Source organism: Dyadobacter sediminis (assembly GCF_005860765.1).
In the GTDB taxonomy this organism is placed as follows: domain Bacteria; phylum Bacteroidota; class Bacteroidia; order Cytophagales; family Spirosomataceae; genus Dyadobacter; species Dyadobacter sediminis.
In genome coordinates, this window is the sequence record NZ_VCEI01000025.1 from 1,195,965 (window position 1) to 1,213,194 (window position 17,230).

Annotated in this window: 13 protein-coding genes; 2 read left to right on the forward strand and 11 right to left on the reverse strand. The window is 47.4% G+C overall.

Translation table 11 applies throughout. The features are described 5' to 3' along the window. The first annotated feature begins 51 nt into the window (after positions 1-51). Positions 52-453, forward strand: coding sequence for a response regulator (locus FEM55_RS17015; RefSeq protein ID WP_138282531.1), 402 nt, complete (start codon positions 52-54; stop codon positions 451-453). Between the two features lie 71 nt (positions 454-524). On the opposite strand, the gene FEM55_RS17020 is transcribed toward FEM55_RS17015, so the two are convergent. From FEM55_RS17020 to FEM55_RS17035, 4 genes are all read right to left on the reverse strand, one after another. Next, positions 525-839 (reverse strand): hypothetical protein, encoded by a 315-nt coding sequence (locus tag FEM55_RS17020; RefSeq protein ID WP_138282532.1) that lies wholly within the window; start codon positions 837-839, stop codon positions 525-527. A gap of 234 nt (positions 840-1,073) precedes the next feature. Then, positions 1,074-1,655 (reverse strand): HPP family protein, encoded by a 582-nt coding sequence (locus FEM55_RS17025; protein ID WP_308420204.1) that lies wholly within the window; start codon positions 1,653-1,655, stop codon positions 1,074-1,076. A 166-nt stretch (positions 1,656-1,821) separates the two neighbouring features. Continuing rightward, positions 1,822-2,871, reverse strand: coding sequence for a chemotaxis protein CheB (locus FEM55_RS17030; RefSeq protein WP_229209307.1), 1,050 nt, complete (start codon positions 2,869-2,871; stop codon positions 1,822-1,824). 667 nt (positions 2,872-3,538) lie between these two features. Continuing rightward, complete coding sequence (locus FEM55_RS17035; protein WP_138282533.1) at positions 3,539-3,790, reverse strand: hypothetical protein; 252 nt, start codon at positions 3,788-3,790, stop codon at positions 3,539-3,541. A gap of 233 nt (positions 3,791-4,023) precedes the next feature. Between FEM55_RS17035 and FEM55_RS17040 the strand changes: the two genes are divergently transcribed. Then, entirely contained in the window at positions 4,024-6,891 is a 2,868-nt protein-coding gene (locus tag FEM55_RS17040; protein ID WP_138282534.1) for a PVC-type heme-binding CxxCH protein, read from the forward strand. A gap of 69 nt (positions 6,892-6,960) precedes the next feature. Here FEM55_RS17040 and FEM55_RS17045 read toward each other — a convergent pair whose 3' ends face one another. The 7 genes from FEM55_RS17045 to cobA all read right to left on the reverse strand — a co-directional run bounded on the left by FEM55_RS17045 (position 6,961) and on the right by cobA (position 17,078). Next, entirely contained in the window at positions 6,961-7,578 is a 618-nt protein-coding gene (locus tag FEM55_RS17045; RefSeq protein WP_138282535.1) for an NTP transferase domain-containing protein, read from the reverse strand. A gap of 209 nt (positions 7,579-7,787) precedes the next feature. Further along, positions 7,788-8,255 carry a nitrate reductase associated protein gene (locus FEM55_RS17050; RefSeq protein ID WP_138282536.1) on the reverse strand — a complete coding sequence of 156 codons (468 nt, stop codon included), beginning with the start codon at positions 8,253-8,255 and terminating at the stop codon, positions 7,788-7,790. A gap of 6 nt (positions 8,256-8,261) precedes the next feature. Further along, a complete protein-coding gene (locus tag FEM55_RS17055; RefSeq protein WP_138282537.1) occupies positions 8,262-9,728 on the reverse strand; it encodes a rubredoxin in 1,467 nt (488 codons plus the stop codon). Between the two features lie 13 nt (positions 9,729-9,741). After that, on the reverse strand, positions 9,742-13,305 hold the full coding sequence (locus FEM55_RS17060; RefSeq protein WP_138282538.1) for a nitrate reductase: 3,564 nt from the start codon (positions 13,303-13,305) through the stop codon (positions 9,742-9,744). A gap of 20 nt (positions 13,306-13,325) precedes the next feature. Beyond that, on the reverse strand, positions 13,326-14,639 hold the full coding sequence (locus FEM55_RS17065; RefSeq protein WP_138282539.1) for a NarK family nitrate/nitrite MFS transporter: 1,314 nt from the start codon (positions 14,637-14,639) through the stop codon (positions 13,326-13,328). A gap of 190 nt (positions 14,640-14,829) precedes the next feature. Then, entirely contained in the window at positions 14,830-16,185 is a 1,356-nt protein-coding gene (locus FEM55_RS17070) for an alginate export family protein (RefSeq protein ID WP_138282540.1), read from the reverse strand. A 131-nt stretch (positions 16,186-16,316) separates the two neighbouring features. After that, entirely contained in the window at positions 16,317-17,078 is a 762-nt protein-coding gene (gene cobA, locus FEM55_RS17075) for a uroporphyrinogen-III C-methyltransferase (protein ID WP_138282541.1), read from the reverse strand. Positions 17,079-17,230: the final 152 nt, after the last annotated feature.

Consider the following 17,230-nt stretch of genomic DNA (forward strand, 5'->3'; position numbering starts at 1 on the left):
ACAGTATAATGCCTTCACATAGTGAATATTGATCTCTTCTACTGTTTTCAAATGGCTAAGCAAATAATCTGTATAGTTGATGATGATCCTCTGTTCCAGTATGTTACAAAGCGGATGATTGACAAGGTGTTAGATAATTACAGTCTTCTGCAGTTTTCTGACGGCCTTCAGGCTATCGAGTTTATAAAAGGTAATCTGGCAAATGCCGAACAGCTTCCGCAACTGATATTTCTGGACATCAACATGCCCGAGCTAAACGGTTGGCAGTTTCTGGACGAATTCAGGTTACTACATACCGGTCATTATCTTCCGGTTATATACATGGCAAGTTCTTCTACTGACAGTACGGACATAAACATGTCGAAGACGTACGAAGAACTTATCGGGTATATTGTAAAACCGATTTCAAGAGAGGAACTTAAAAATATTCTGGCTGCCACATACATCGATTGATCATACCCAACCTGTTACCCGCAACAATGCCTGCTTTTGCACTGGATCAATTCATCCCAGGCATTCCGTTGCTAAAACAGGAATCCTGACCTGCGCAATACTTCGAGAGAATCCGACATTTGCCGGCTTTGCCTGTCACTGAGAAACGTGCGTTTCTCCTGATAGCTGATCTTCAATTCCCATAGTTCCCTTGTTTGCCGCCTTAAAAGGGTCGCCGTAACAAAGCAGTTCTTATGAGCGGAACAATAATAACTTTTCTCGATCTGGTGGCGGATGCCCATCCGGTTTCTTTCCTGAATTTCCGTTCTGAAAAATGACTTCCATTCCTGACAATGAAGTCGCAGCAGCAGCAGATGCTGCTGTACAATTGCGTTTGATGTAAACATTTTTATGAAGGTAAGGTTCAATGTTACTGTAAGATAACTCCATATGATATGCAAAGCACTATTGTAACTATATATTGTTATAGCTTAATGAATTAATATACGTTATCGTTACGGAACTGAGAATTAATTCGGGATTTTGTGAAATGCAGCTTGTAAGGTGTTACTGGTATTAAGCGGGCCTGTCAGGTACCTTTCAGGAATGAATTCAGCTGAATGGCATTGATTAAAGCTTGTTTACCTGTAACGTCGTTGCCAGAACTTGTACCAGTTTTTGTTGGAAGGATAATTCCGGTGTGCTGCCCGGTTATTGACGAGTATGGCTACAAGCAGCAGAATCACTGCGCCGGAAAGTACAGGGCTGAGCACATACAAATAGCCCATGCTGGTAATTTTTTCAGAACCGATGTTGGCAATCAATGCCGTTGCTCCGCCGGGCGGATGCAACGTTTTGGTAATCTGCATGAATACGATCGAGAGGGAAACCGCAAAGGCTGACGATAGCCAAATCTCGTTGGGAATGATGTAATGCACCGTAACGCCGATCAATGCACAGATTACATGTCCACCGATCAGATTGCGGGGCTGTGCAAGCGGGCTGTTGACGATACCGTAAATCAGTACGGAAGAAGCTCCGAAAGAACCGATCAGGAAGATGTTATCCGTTGCACTGAAACTGCCCTTATTTATAAACCCGATGAGTGCTATGCCCAGAAATGAGCCGATGAAAGTCCAAAAATGTTCCCTGAAATCAATAAGGGTTTCCTTGTATACGACATAGCGCGCCATGCGCATGTGCTTTCTGAATCGTCTTCGCAAAACTTCTAAGCCGGTTAATCTTTTTCTGAAAACTAGAACGGATCCTGAATAGTTCTGCCGGAGTAACGATCCGGGGATGCCGTTGCAAATGGCAGCAAATGTAAGACAAATGATTTTTTCGGCAATAAAACGTGCCGGGTGAATTACCAGATGCAAGTGGCTTTTATCAAACGTCCTCTTTGTTCAGCCTTACATCTTCACTGTATTGTTCCTGCTCAAATACCAAGTCATGTATGAGCTGTGCGCGCTTGCCGCTTTCATCGGCTTTGCTTCGGAAGAGGTTGGAAGCCTGCACATTGCCAAGTTCTTTATACTGGTCTGCGATGCTGGAGAGCAGCATATCCATTTCTTCCAGTCCGCGCATGGTTTGCCACAATTTGTTTTCCACCACTTCCGATAATTCGGCAAGCAACGAACTGGCTGTGTAGGCATGTCCGGTATGGCATCTGAATCGGATAAATTTATTTTCAACCAGTCTGACCAGTGCTCCGTGACATTGCGGACACGTAAAGGGTGTAAATTCTCCCATATCCATGATTCCCATTTCAAAAGCATTTCCTTTGGTGGCAATAATGACTTCTAACTCCAGTAGTTTTAACTGCTGAGATGTGAATTTGTTTCGCTCCGGTGCGGGTTCCGTAACCAGTGCCGAAATAATCGGTCCCATGTCCAGGGCAGAAATGGTATAATCCGCATGAACGTATTCCAGTGTGTTTTCGGGCAACTGCGGCTGCTCGGCATCATCCGGGTCCTGAACAATGGCCATGCCGCCCTGCTGCTGAATGGTCCACAATCCGGAAACGCCATCATTCAGCACGCCGGAGAGGATAATTCCGATAACGCGGGAGCCGTATACATATGCGGCAGACCTGAACAACGCATCGATGGAAGGCCGGAACCGGTTTTCTTTCGGCCCTCTTTTAACCCTGACCTTTCCTTCTTCCACGATCAGGTGATGATCATTGACAGCCACATATATTTTACCCGGCTCAATCTGGTCGCCGTCTTTCGGGTGTACGGCCTGCAGTTTGCTTGCTTTTTCAAGGATCCAGGGAAGTCGTGATTCTGAATAGGCCGGTATATGCAAAACGATAAAAACAGAACCTTTGAAATCGGCAGGCAAATTGCTTACCAGTTCTTTCAAAGCCATAACACCTCCACTCGAAGCGCCGATTACTATAATGTCCCGTCTCTGCATATTTTTGAAATAACTCACCCGTAAAAAGGTTACAAGTAACAATTCCGGTCGCTATACTTGCCATCCGCACCATTTTATCAGTTGTCTAAACAGGCAGACCGGTATTTTAAATTGCCTTCCTTTCAGAAATGGACAAGTAATTACCGGAAGGTAGCCATTTACAAGTTGTTTGAAGCATAAACAGGACAGTAAAGAAACCGGGCGCATGACGCCCGGCATCTATGTATTAACCCTCCTTATACCAAATTAACAATTACATCAGTCAATGGCGCCGCATTTACAATTGTAATGCCAGCCGCATTGCGCCACATATTGGGGAATGCCGAACCCCAGATATGAAACAAGCCCCGAACGTATAGGTTAATTGCTTTGTATACAGTCCTGTTTGAAAGCGCAGCATGAGGAACATTCGCTACATGACCGAATCGGAGGTGGTTTTTGTGAATGCAGCTGTAAAGGTCAGCACAGGGATTTTTATTCATATAACCTTAAAAATCGTCCCGGGTTACATTCGTGCAATAGTGTAGATTTTACCGGAACTGTTTGATATGCCGGTTAATATGGAAGAAAGAACATGAACTGATTTCAATCAGCAGGGTCTGTTTGTCACGCATTTGCCAATTAACAGCTACCTGACAAGGAACGATCAATGCCTGGCAATGAATGACATAAAGCAAAACGCCTTTTAAAGTTCGGAAAGCAACTGCTCGTATTTGGCTATTTTACCTTCGAAATTCCTCAGACTGGTTTCGTAAATCAATTTGAGCGACAGCAATTCTTCATAATCTGCACGGTATACGGCGTCCTCGCCCGGTTCATGATCGAGTTTAGGCAAAAGCTCCGTCAGCCGGTCCAGCGATTCCTGATTTTGTTCCAGTCTGTACTGATGCCATTCCAGCATGTGCCGGTATTTTTCCTGAAGTGTTTTTTTGTCCATGGGTTTTTATGTGAAAAAGCTTAAAGCTAAACATAAAATACGTTTTCCGGTGTTTTAAACAAATGCTTTAAGGCAAAAACAGGCTTGTCCGTTGCACTTGCAGCAGACCGGATCATGGAAATTCACAGGCCGAAAGTGCTGCTGATACCGTTTGAAAATGGATATAGTAAAATAAGTGCTCTTTTTTCTTTGCTAGGTTATATGCACATTTTTAACATGAAAATCCGGAAATCATGAACCTTATTCGACTGTTTGTCTTCATACTTGTTTTACTTTTCATACATCCCGGAAACTGCGTTCAGGCGCAGCAAAGCAAGAGTTCCGGCGTTCAGGATACAACCCGGTTTGACCGCGATTATGCGCTGGAAGCTACCATGCTGGGTTATTTTGCAAAGGACGGGTCGCGCAATCCGGTTCTCCGCGCCAACAAAGGCGACCGTGTCAGGATAAAGATCACAAACGGCGAGCTGATGACGCATGATATTTCACTGGAAAAAATGGGGATCAAGAGCAAGACGATCATGGAAAAAGGTGCGAGCACAAGCATCATTTTCAAGGCGGACCAGAGCGATACGTATTTTTGTTCCGTACCCGGGCATCGTGCCGCGGGCATGGTGGGGAATTTTGAAGTTGTGGAAGGTGCCATTTCCGATGTTACCATTGCAGGCCGGTTGCCCGAAAAAAACGGTCAGCCGCTGAACCTGAACTTTGAAGCGGGAACGCTGAAAGACTGGACCGCAACGGGCGATGCATTCGTCAATCCGGTATTCTCGGCCGATCCTTCGCCCGTTCACGAAAAAGAAATGCATATCGGTTTGGAAGGAAAGCATTTCATCAGCAGCGGCGGCACCACCAATTACAAGCTGACCGGTACGCTGACTTCAGTACCTTTCAAAGTAACGCAGCCGTTTGCCGCTTTCCGGGTTTCAGGCGGGGCACTGCAGGATACCCGCGTGGAATTGGTGCTGGCAGGTTTCGACAGCGTGATTTTTCATATTACCGGACAGGGACGGGCTACGCTTCAGCCGGCCGTTGTGGATCTGCAGCCTTATCTGAACAAGGAAATTTTCATTCGTATCATTGATAACGAAACCGGTATTTCACAGATTCCGTACATTCCGAACGACAAATGGGCGCATATTAACTTCGATGATTTTATGTTTTATCCAAGTCGTCCGGAGTTTCCCAATGAGCTGAAACAAAAAGATATCATTATACTTCCGCCGCTTGATCCTGTTCTGCATGCCGGACTTTCGGGCACTGAAGCAGCCAAAGTGATGACCTTGCCGAAAGGTTTTAAAATCACACTTGCCGCCGCCGAACCGGAAATCATACGTCCGATCAGTTTTACAACCGATGCGCGCGGCAGGCTTTGGGTAGTGGAAGGACATACGTATCCGGTGCCCGCGCCGGAAGGTCAGGGTAAAGACCGCATCCTGATTTTTGAGGATACCAACGGAGACGGAACGCTGGATAAAAGGAAAGTTTTTGCCGAAGGGCTCAATCTCGTGAGCGGAATTGAAGTCGGAATGGGCGGCGTATGGCTCGGCGCAGCGCCGTATCTTCTGTTTATACCGATGGATGCCAAAAACGACAAACCTGCCGGCCCCGTACAAAAGCTGCTCGATGGCTGGGGGCTGGACGATACGCATGAAGTGCTCAATAATTTACGATGGGGCCCGGACGGCTGGCTTTACGGAACACACGGCGTTTTTACGCATTCCAACGTAGGAAAGCCCGGTGCAACCGACGCGCAGCGGACGAAGATCAATGCGGGCGTATGGCGGTTTCATCCGGTTACACAGCAATTCGAGGTATTTGCAGAAGGTTCGAGCAATCCGTGGGGAATCGATTTCAATGATTACGGTCATCCTTTTATTACCGTTTGCGTGATTCCGCATATGTATCACGTCATTCAGGGTGCACGGTATCAGCGGCAGGCAGGCGAGCATTTCAATCCTTATACGTTTGACGATATAAAAACCATTGCAGACCATGTGCACTGGGTAGGAGAACGCGGCCCGCATGCCGGCAACTTCCGTTCGGCTTCGGCCGGCGGCGGCCACGCACATGCCGGCGCAATGATTTATCTGGGCGGCGATACGTGGCCGAAAGAATACCGCAATGAAATATTTATGAACAACATCAACGGCGCCCGGCTGAATATTGATCATTTCGAACGCGCCGGCTCGGGTTATGCAGCGACGCACAAAAACGATTTCCTGGCAATGAATGATTCCTGGTCGCAGTGGCTGAATATGAAATACGATCCGAGCGGTTCCGTTTACGCCATCGACTGGTACGATAAAAATCAGTGTCACAGCCCGAACCCGGACGTTCATAACAAAACCATGGGCCGTATTTTCAAGATCACGCACGAAAATGACAAATGGGTGCAGGTGGATCTGAGCAAAGCAACGGACATGGAACTGGTAAATTATCAGCTCAACAACAATGACTGGTACGTAAGGCAGGCAAGGACTATTTTGCAGGAACGCGGCCCGAACAAGAAAGTGCACAAGGCATTGAAGGAAATGCTGGCAAACAATCCGGACGTTACACGTAAACTCCGCGCCATGTGGGCGCTGCATGTAACCAAAGGGTTTACGGAAAAAGAACTCACGGACTTGCTGGCACATGAAAATGAGTACGTTCGCAGCTGGGCCATTCAGTTGCTGGCAGAAGGCAGGAAAGTGTCACCCGAAACATTGAAACGCTTTACAGCACTGGCACAAAGCGACAGTTCTGCTTTGGTAAGACTGTATCTGACATCGGCCATGCTGCGGCTTGAACCCGGCCAGCGTTGGGACGTCATGAATGAACTCGTTCAGAAAGCGCAGGACAAGGATGATCACAATCTGCCGCTGATGGTCTGGTATGCGGCCGAACCGCTGGCTGCACTGGATATGAAAAGATTCATGGAAATGGCCGAAAAATCAAAGTTCCCCAAATTCCTGCCTTACACCATTCAGCGTGTGGCTGCGCTGGGAACGGAGGATTCCAAAAAAGCATTGAAAGAATTAAACGAACGTCTCGGTAAATCGGATTCGCATGAAAACCACGAAAGCCGGATGCTGATCGGGAAAGTGCTGGAAAAGTAAAAATTTGAATTCCGAATGATATTACAAAAATCAAAAAGCAATGCTGAAATCCGGTGTTGCTTTTTTGAATCAGAGGCAAGTTTGAAAATGCATTTTATGATAGATAATTTGCTTGGCCTGGAATGAATCTTCCGGCGTATCCACACTTTTCATATGTTCCGTGTCTGAAGGTTTGAATTGCTGTGCTTCGGAATCTTTCAGGAATTTTTGCAATGAATACTGCTGGCTGTGAAAACGGTTTTGAATTTCAAGTAACGCATCTTTTGAATACCACGCGATTAAAGGTTCGTAAACGCCATGTTGTTCATTGTAAAAAGCCGCTGCAAAACTTTTTTCATCAATGGCTTGAAGAAACGATGCCAAATCCTTCTTTATAATAAACGGATAATCGCAGGCCAGAACCACAAAATCACGATCCGGGAAAAAGAAATTCGCAGTCAGTAAAGCAGCCATCGGGCCAATATTGCTGAATTCAGGCAAATCAATCAATAAAGAATCAGGATTTGAAATACGGCCTGCCTGTTTGCTGTTGCAGGAAACAAAAACTTTTTCGCAGAAATCAGACAGCATTTCCGAAACGTGTTCCCGCTGCGGTTTTTTATGGTAAACCATTTCACTTTTATCCGTTCCCATCCGCGTACTTTGACCGCCACAAACCACCATTCCATAAAGCCCTTTTCTGATCATTTTTGATAATATTAACTCCGCAAACAGCTTTCGGCAATTAGCAATATTCTCTCCTCAATTTAATTACTCAATCAACTCCTCAACCCCATTTTTCACAGCCAATCACCATAAATCACAAACAGTAACTATACATGACTACACATGACAACACATGACTAAAAATGACAAAAAACAACATCCCATGACAAAAAAAATTACAATCCTCCCAATCACCCCAAAAACTCCTTCACAGCCACCGGAAAATTCTTTCCTTCATGTCCGGAGCGGCATAATTTTACCAGCGCAAAACGCTGAAGCGTAGGCATTGCAATCCAGTGTTTCAATAAAATTTCTCCGCAATGATATTCAAAAGCTTTTTGCTGAACTTCGGCAGGAACTTGATGGAGCTCGTTCCAGGAATCGTCCACATGCGTCAGCAAACTGGCACTGATCCCGAAATATTGCTGAACAAGGCCGCTTACAAATACTCCGTACTGCTCGATTTCCTGTTCCGAATAGCAAGGTAGAAAAGCAAGTGTTTCCTTGTCCGCCAGTGTGAATTTTACCCATTCATGCAGTTTCAGCTTCACACCGCAACTGTCGAGCTTGTATCTGACAATCATCGGAATGCATTTCAGCGTGCTGACAAAATCACTTTCAAATCTGAAAAATTCGGGATGGATCTGTACCGTTTTCATATGTATTTACGAAGTTTTAAGCTTTGGACTGGATAAAAGGATTTCCTGCATGGCTGTTTTTTCCGCGTCGCAGGTCGGGCAGGTATAGGTTTCCGGAAGATCTTCAAAGGGAGTTCCGGCGGGAATGTTTCGTAACAAATCGCCGTAATCCGGATCATAAACAGTAAAGCAATGAAGGCATTGATGCACGCGCATGGCATCGGACAAATTATCTGCCGGTTCCGGTTCTGTTTTAAAAACGGGCAGATTTTCGGATAACTGCTTTTTATTGAACTTCCTGCAAAGTCTTTCAAGCTGTCCGGGCAAATGAATGTGGAAAAGCCCTTTTTCAAACGGAATCTGTACGCGGCTGTTCGGATTGAAATTTTCGGTATAGAACAGATCGTAAACGCTGAACAAGGCAAGCTGCCCGATGGAAAGCAATGGCCGTTTACGAATCAGTACCGAGCCGAAAACTTCGGATTTGGGGCGCGTCTGAATTGCAAAACAAAGCCCGAACGTGCGCGTGTCGTTCTTTTCAAGGTAGCGCGTCAGGTCTTTTTTCAGGACCATGCCTTCTTCGGTATGATCTTCCGTTTGCCACGCCAGTTCATTGGCTGCGTGCCTTACATTCACGTTGTGTTTTCCCAGAACATGGCTCCATTCTTTCCGGTGCTGATCTTCTATTCCTTTTATAATAATTGATTTCCAAGGTGTTGTGCATATTTCACCAATTCTTGTTCTCAGGCACAGATTGCAGATATCCATCAGCAGATCGGCAGAAAAAAGCTCGTCGCGGCGGTACAGCCCAAGCCACGTTCTGGATTCGTAGCGGTTAAATCCTTCATAATAGGGCAGCGCAAAAGACGGCAGTTCCAGTTCCTGCGAAGCACTCAGGGAAATGTAATGGATCTTGCTCCGCACTTCCTGATAAAAGGATTCGTCCTCCGGATTGATTCCCGATAAAAGACAATCTTCCACAGCTCTGGAAACAGCGCCGATTTCGTTGGTGTAAATCAGATCACGCCATTTGTACAAAATATTATGCTGACGCGGACGGATGTATAAATACCAGAAATGCGGATCGCCGGAAGAAATGAAATTCAGGTTACCGGTAAAAAACGGCGTAAAACTCTGGTGCGAGTCGGAAATGTTGACTTTTAAAGTAGGTGTATAGTCAAAGCTGTCGAGCACCGTGTGGTATTCATCGGCATGAAGCCACTGGCCGGTACGGAAAACGTCTTCGCCGCAATAGGAACTGATGATGTTCGGCAGGCGTTCGGTATTCACTTCATAGCTAATTTCCAGTTGCTTCAGTTCTTTTTCAAAGGATTTCATATCCTCATAATGCACCGTCATCAGCAGTTGCTGGCGCGCGCCGAAACGTACTTTTGCAACCTGTGCATGCTGTGCGGCTGTCAGTATTTTCTTTAAATATCCGGGCGAGGCAATGCCACCGGGCAAATTGATTTTGATTGAATAATAATCGCGCATATATATCTCTTTGTCAGGCTCCTACCAAAGCTGCTTCTTTCATCTTTTCAAGGATTTCCTTTACCTCCGGACGGCACGAACCGCAGCCCGTACCGGCGCCTGTTTTCTGGCATAGTGACTGGAAATCCTGGCATCCGTTCCTGACCGCCGCTTCCAGATTCCCTTTCCCCACGCTGTTGCACGAGCAAACCAGTTTGCCTTCCACCGGTTCGGCTTTCTGGCTGGAACGCAGCAGTTGCAGGCGCTTTTCGGAAAGCTCTATACCGTTGGAAATCAAATCCTTAAATTCAAGAAATTCATTTTTGTCCCCGATCAGGATCGCGCCTACGAGCTTATCCTGATGTACAATACACTTCTTGTAATACTTCTTTGATTTGTCGAGAAACACGATTTCCTCGTACGCCGGATCATTGGCCGGTGCATCGGTCAGGCCGATGCTGCACAGATGCAGTCCTTCCATTTTCAGGATATTCATGGACGTGCTGCCTTTATACGGCTGCGAAATATCGCCGGCAAGGTAATGTGCGATGACGGATGCCTGTTGTTCTGCGGCAAGGGTGATGCCCCACATTTGTCCGTGCCATTCCGCGATTTCTCCTGCTGTAAAAATGTCGGGATCAGACGTTTGCATGTAATCGTTGACAACAATTCCGCGTTTGCATTCAATCCCCGAGGCTGTTGCGAGTTCAATTGCCGGCACGGTTCCGATGGTCATTACGGCAACCTGACAAGCGATTTTCCGTCCTGATTTCAAGCGGATGCCGTCTATTTTTCCTGTTCCTGTAAAAGTGGAAACCTCGTCGTTGAAGTAAACATTCACGCCGCGTTCATTCAGGTCCTGATAAAGCAGCTCGCTGGCAACCGGATCAAGCTGGCGTTCCATCAATCGTCCGCTCCGCTGGATAACGGAAACCTTTACATTCATTTCCCGGAAAGAAGCAGCCAGTTCAAGACCGAGAATCCCGCCGCCGACGATTACCGCATGGGCATCCGGCTCTTTCAGTAACGGCAGCAGCGAATCCGCATCCAGCCGGGAGCGCATGTTGAATATTCCGGCAAGATCAGGAACGCCTTTCGGCATAAAGGCACGGCTTCCCATGCCCAGAATCAGTTTGTCGTAATGATGTTCTTCGCCGTTATTGTCCGTAAGTACCCGGTTTTTACGGTCAATATGAACAATGCTTACGCCTTTGTGAACAATGATGCGATTGGCTTTAAACTGATCTTCGCGCAGCTTCACCAGTTGTTCCCAGGATTGCACGCCGCTGATGTAGTCGGGCAGGAGCACGCGGTTATAGAACGGGTAAATTTCTTTCGAGAAGACATGGATTTCATCTTCCTGATTCAGCATGCGGTACGAATTGATAAACCCCAGCCCGGCAGAACCCGCCCCGATGATGATGATTTTTTCAGCCGGTTTTTGATAAGCAACAACTTCAACGGCGGAAAACTTGAAATCCGGTTCTTTTGATTTCGGATCCACCAACGTGTTCGTCAGGTTATTGGCACGGTTCAGGCTGCTGCCGAGGATTTTTCCCCAGTGCATCGGCATAAAACACAATCCCGGCTTTACATCTTCGGTAACCTGTGCTTTCACACGCACTTCGCCGCGCCGTCCAAGTACGGTTACAAGCTGTCCATCCGAAATATTTCTCATTTGGGCATCTTGCGGGTTAATCTGCAGAAAAGGCTGCGGAATATGCTGGTTAAGCTTGGCTACCCGTCCGGTTTTGGTCATCGTGTGCCATTGATCGCGTATCCGGCCCGTGGTAAGCACGAGCGGAAAATCAGGATCAACCGGTTCCGAAGTATTTTCATCCGCCACACCAAAAATCTGCGCCCGTTTGTCAGCCGTAAAAAACCGCCAATCCGCAAACAATCTTTTAGTACCAGTAGAATCGTAAAATTCAGCACTTGCCAAATCTTCCTTTCCTCCTTCTTCCTTTCTTCCTTTAAAAGGCCACTGCACACTTCGTTGCTCTCGCAGCAAATCATAACTGACACCCGAAACATCCACATTCGTGCCGGCTGTAACTTTCACATACTCATCGTAAACTTGCGAAGGATTGTTGTAGTTGAATTCGTTCCCGAATCCCATTTTCTCTGCAAACCGCCAGATAATTTCAGCGTCGGGCAATGCTTCGCCGGGTGCGTCCAGTACTTTGGGTAAATGCGTGATTCTTCTTTCGGCATTGGTCATGGTGCCTTCCTTTTCCAGCCACGCCGCGGCGGGCAGGACTACGTCGGCATAGGCAACCGTGTCTGCACGGTTGGAAACGTCCTGTACGACAACAAACCGCGCATTTTTCAGGGCCTTTTCTGCCATGTTCAGGTCCGGCATACTCACGAGCGGATTGGTATTGATAATCCAGATCGCTTTCAGACGTCCGTCAGCGAGCGCATCGAACATTTCCGTTGCGGTCAGTCCGGGTTTGTCCGCGATTTTCACCGGACTGTTCCAGAACGTTTCCATTTCTTCCCGGTGCGCCGGATTGGTCACTTCGCGGTGCGCCGGAAGAATGTTGGCCAATCCGCCCGTTTCGCGTCCGCCCATGGCATTGGGTTGTCCGGTCAGGGAAAAAGGCCCGTTTCCCGGCGTGCCGATTCGGCCTGTAATCAGATGCAGGTTAATGAGCGAAAGGTTTTTGTTTACTCCGATAACCGATTGGTTGAGGCCCATGGTCCAGAGTGAGAGAAACCCTGTCGACTTTCCGATCCAGTCTGCCGCCAGTTCAATGTCGCTGGCAGCAATGCCGCAAATGGCAGCGGATTCTTCAGTGGTTCTTTCAAATACTTTAGCCTGAAATGAATCAAAACCGTTCGTATGGTTTTCTATGAAATCAGAATCAATATAATTCTTTTCAATGAGCAAACGGCCGATCGCATTGTTCAGGACGATGTCCGTTCCCGGATTGATCGCAAGATGCAGATCGGCTGAACGCGCCGTGTCTGTCCGCCGCGGATCGGCACAAATGATTTTTACATCCGGATTTGCCGCTTTGTGTGCTTCAATGCGCCGCCATAAAACCGGATGGCACCATGCCGGGTTGGCGCCCGTCACATAAAAAACGTCCGCTTCTTCCATGTCGTCATAACAGACCGGAACGCTGTCTTCGCCCAGCGAAAGCTTGTAGCCTACTACTGCCGAACTCATGCAAAGACGCGAATTGGTATCCATGTTGTTGGAACCGATAAATCCTTTGATCAGCTTGTTGACAAGATAGTATTCTTCTGTAAGGCATTGTCCGGAAACGTAAAACGCAACCGAATCCGGACCGAATTTCCTGATCAAAGCTTTAAAAACGGCTGCTGTTCTTTCCAGTGCCTCGTCCCAGCTTGTACGCTGCATCGGCATGGAACGGCTCAGCCGCATCTGCGGAAAAAGCAGCCTGTCCGATTGGTCCATAACCGTGTAATGCAGGTTCATGCCTTTGGAACACAGCATGCCTTTGTTCGACGGATGCGTTACGTCACCTTCCAGCGTCAGCCTGCCGTTGTTTTCCTTGTGCACAACGACGCCGCAACCCACACCGCAGTAACAGCACGTCGATTTGAATGAGTTGACAGAGGTTTTCATGGTTATGAATCTGTTTTAAATCAGGCTTTGACGGTTTCCAGCGCAGCCGTTTCGCTGGCGGTTGTTTCTGTATTTTTGTTAAAATTGATCAAAGCCACAACGGCGGCAACACAGGCAATGGCGACGCCGATGTATACAAATGCCTGTGAATAACTGATGGAGCTGGATTTGAACAAAAAGCCTGCAAGTACCGCGCCTACATTTCCGCCTGCGCCCACAATTCCGCTTACCGAGCCGATGGCTTTCGGATTGATAAAAGGTACAATGGCATACGTAACGCCGTTCGCCATTTTCAGGAACATGGCAAAAGCAAGCATCGTGATAACCGCCACTGCAAGACTGCCGCTTTGTGCAAAAATGGCAATACCGATTCCTTCCAGCGCCAGCAAAAGCGCAAGCAGACGGCCTTTGCCCGCCATGCCGAATTTTCTGCCGACTTTATCCGCAACAATCCCGCCGACAGCACGCGCAAAAAGGTTCATGAAACCAAATGTTCCGGCCAGCATACCGGCCACTGCAAGTGTTGTGTCAAAGTTTTCAAAAAAGTATAAAGCAGCGATGTTGTCAAAAGTGATTTCTATGCCGAAACATGCGCCGTAAGCCAGGAAAAGTGCCCACGTTCTCGGATCTTTGGCAGCCAGTGCCAGTGTGCCTTTCGTTTTGACGACAGAAGCACCGGAAATGCTTGCTTCATCAAAGTTTCCGGCGGGCGTGTCTTTAGTGAAGCGGTAATACAAAAAGGAGAATATCAGCAGCATCACACCCGGAACGATCATCGCCAGCCGCCATGCAGATTCAGGAAGATAACCCGCTCCGATAAATCCTGTGAAAATAAGCGGCATCACCATATTGGTAACGCCTCCGCCCAGATTTCCCCAGCCGCCCGCCACCGCATTGGCCGTTCCCACGATCTTTTTATCGAACATCACCGATGTGTGAAACTGCGTAATCACAAACGATGCGCCGATTACGCCGATAGCAAGCCGGAACAGTAAAAAACCTTCGTACGAATGCACAAGCCCGACTGTCATTACCGGAACGGAACAAATTCCCATTAACGCCGCATACGTTTTCCGAGGACCCCACGAATCGCAAAGTTTCCCGATTGCAATGCGTGCAATTACTGTCGCAGCAACCGACGCAATCACAATATTGCCGATCTGCTCTTTGGTCAGGCCAAGGTCCGTTTTGATCACCGTCATCAGCGGCGCCAGTCCGAACCAGCCGAAAAAGCAAAGAAAAAACGCCATCCAGGTCAGATGAAACGTCCGCATCTGAATGCCTCTGAAACTGAAAATGTTTAATTTTTCAAGTGGTTTGTTGCTACTGTACATGTGGAATGTGGTTTGGTAAAATGTGAGATGCGAAATGAGTTTTGGGATAAAAGGAGGAAAGGAGTAGGGAGGAAGGGAGTTTTCTAGCTGTTGGCTGTTAGCTGTTAGATTCTGGTTGTAATTCCCTTTTCCTATCCTCCTTCCTCCCTTTTTCCTTCCTCCCAAACAGCCAACCGCTAAAAGCTAACCGCTAAAAAAACTCCGGCCGGATATTGATCATGACATATGCCCAGTTCGCCATTTTCCGGGGATTACTGACCGATTTTACCTGTGCCAAAGTGTTTGTCGGCAGGAAAGTGCAGTAGCCGCCTTGGAAACTGACGGATTTGGTCAGATTATAGGTTCCGATGATATCCAGTTCGCTTCCGAAATTGCCCGGCATTTTTTCGTCATTTGCATTCACAATGTCCGCTGCGCCGGAAAACTGGTGCAGGTCGGCCTGAATGGAAAGTTTTGCAGAGGCGCGGATGCTGGAATGAATGTAAAAGTCGGTAAGTCCGCTTTTCCCGAAGCCGTTGGCTGCATAGAAATAGTCCATCTGACCCCAGAACTTGTGCGGCGTTCCGTATAACGGATCGAAACTGTGGTTGTTTTTTGAGCCTGCCGTTGTGCCGGAAGTGTAATCAAATCCGGGTCCGACGGCGAAAAACCGGTTTGCCGTAAACAGTCCGCGAACGGAATACATGTAAGCGTCCAGGTTTTTTCCGTCACGGTCTTTTCCTGTTTGAAAATAGGCGCTGGCGTTCAGATTCCAGCTTTTTCCGATTTTGGTTTCCAGGTATGGTCCTGCTGTAAGCCGTTTCCAGGTTCCTCTTTCCAGTGCTTTTGTTCCCGTTTCTGAAAGCGAATATTGCTGAAAATCATCTTTGAATAGCAGGAAAGAAGCATTGCCGCGCGCCAGTTTTTTGCCCAGATACGCAAACTGCATGGATTTGTACATGGTACCGATCCCGTTGGTGCCTGCCGGATAACCATTTGGAACGCCGTCGTACAAAGTGCCTGTTTTCAGCTCACGGTTTTGGTTATACGCAGCACCGAGATGTGCTGTAAATCCGGCGTTGCTGTATTTGAGCAAAATAGCATCGTGTCTGCGTGCCTGTTGCAGCCAGTCAAGGTTACCCAGCAGACGGCTGTCGTCATAAAGCAGTTCCTGCCGGCCGATTTTCAGTGTGAAGTCTTTTCCGTTTTTGGTCTGGCTGGTATCCAGCAAACTGATTTCGCCCCAGGCTTCGTGCAGCATCAGTCCGTTCTGGGCCGCGTTCGTTACCCGGTTATTGGTGGAAGCATCCTGTCCCCACACGCGCACATCCTGAGCGGAAAGGTAAAAACGCATCCGGTAACCTTTGTAACCCACATTCAGCCGCGTTCTCTGGGAAGTGAAAAAGGCTGGTTTTTCACCTTTGGACAACGGCGTGCCCTGACCGTGCAGCAATTCTGTTCGGGTCCGTACTTGTCCGGAAAGACTAAGCTGCGCTTGTACCGCAACCGAACTGAAAATCCCTGCCATGCAGCAGCAAACAAGGAAAACTGATTTTTTTACTTTCATAAAGAGGCCGGAATATTAAAGGAAAGGAGTGATGCGGCTTATGAGGTAATGGCTAAAAAGGATTCAAGGTTGTTGATAAAGGGAAAATCTGCTTTGTATAAAATGTTGTTTTAAAAGCTAAAAGCCAACAGCTAACAGCCAACATGCTGCATGGCATGCAGGTATTCCGTTGTGTATTCCGGATGCAGTGCCACCACTTCGCCCAGAATAATGATGGCCGGCGTTCCGATATGGTGCTCCAGTGCAAGCCTCGGCATTTCCCAGACCTGCCCGATTACGCTTTTCTGATCCGGACGTGTTCCGTTCTGGATGATGGCGACAGGCAAATGCCCGCGGCCGAAACGTTTGTATAAACTGCATATTTCCGTCAGTTTGTTCATGCCCATCAAAACCACGACAGTAGCCTTCGACTGGGCGGCAAGTTTCAGATCTTCCGACAGTTCTCCGTTTTGCGTTGTTCCGGTAATTACCCAGAAACTTTCGCTGACGCCTCTTCTTGTAACGGGTATTTCAACCGATGCCGGAACCGCAATGCAGCTGGAAACGCCCGGCACCACTTCCACTTTTATATCATAATCACGCGCATATTCCATTTCCTCATGTCCGCGCCCGAACACAAAGGAATCGCCGCCTTTGAGCCTGACGACATGTCCGCGCTTGCGGGCAAGCCTGACAATCAGCCCATTTATTTCCTGTTGTGAAAAAGAGGCATTACCGGCTTTTTTGCCCACATACATTTTAAGTGCATGCGCAGGCGCAAAATCAAGCAATGCTGCATTTGCGAGCTCGTCATACAGCACCACATCGGCATTTTTGAGTGCATTGATTCCTCTTAATGTAATCAGATCACCGTTTCCGGGCCCTGCGCCTACGAGTGTAAGTTTTGCCTCCATTACTTGGTTGATTAAATGGTTTCTATTGGAAATATGCTAAAAGTAGTAAAAAGTTACTATTGCTATTTCTTGCATCAAAATTATAGTGATTATTTTTAAAAACAATAGATTTGCCAAAAAATATGTTTTAAAATCAACCTGTAAGCAAATAA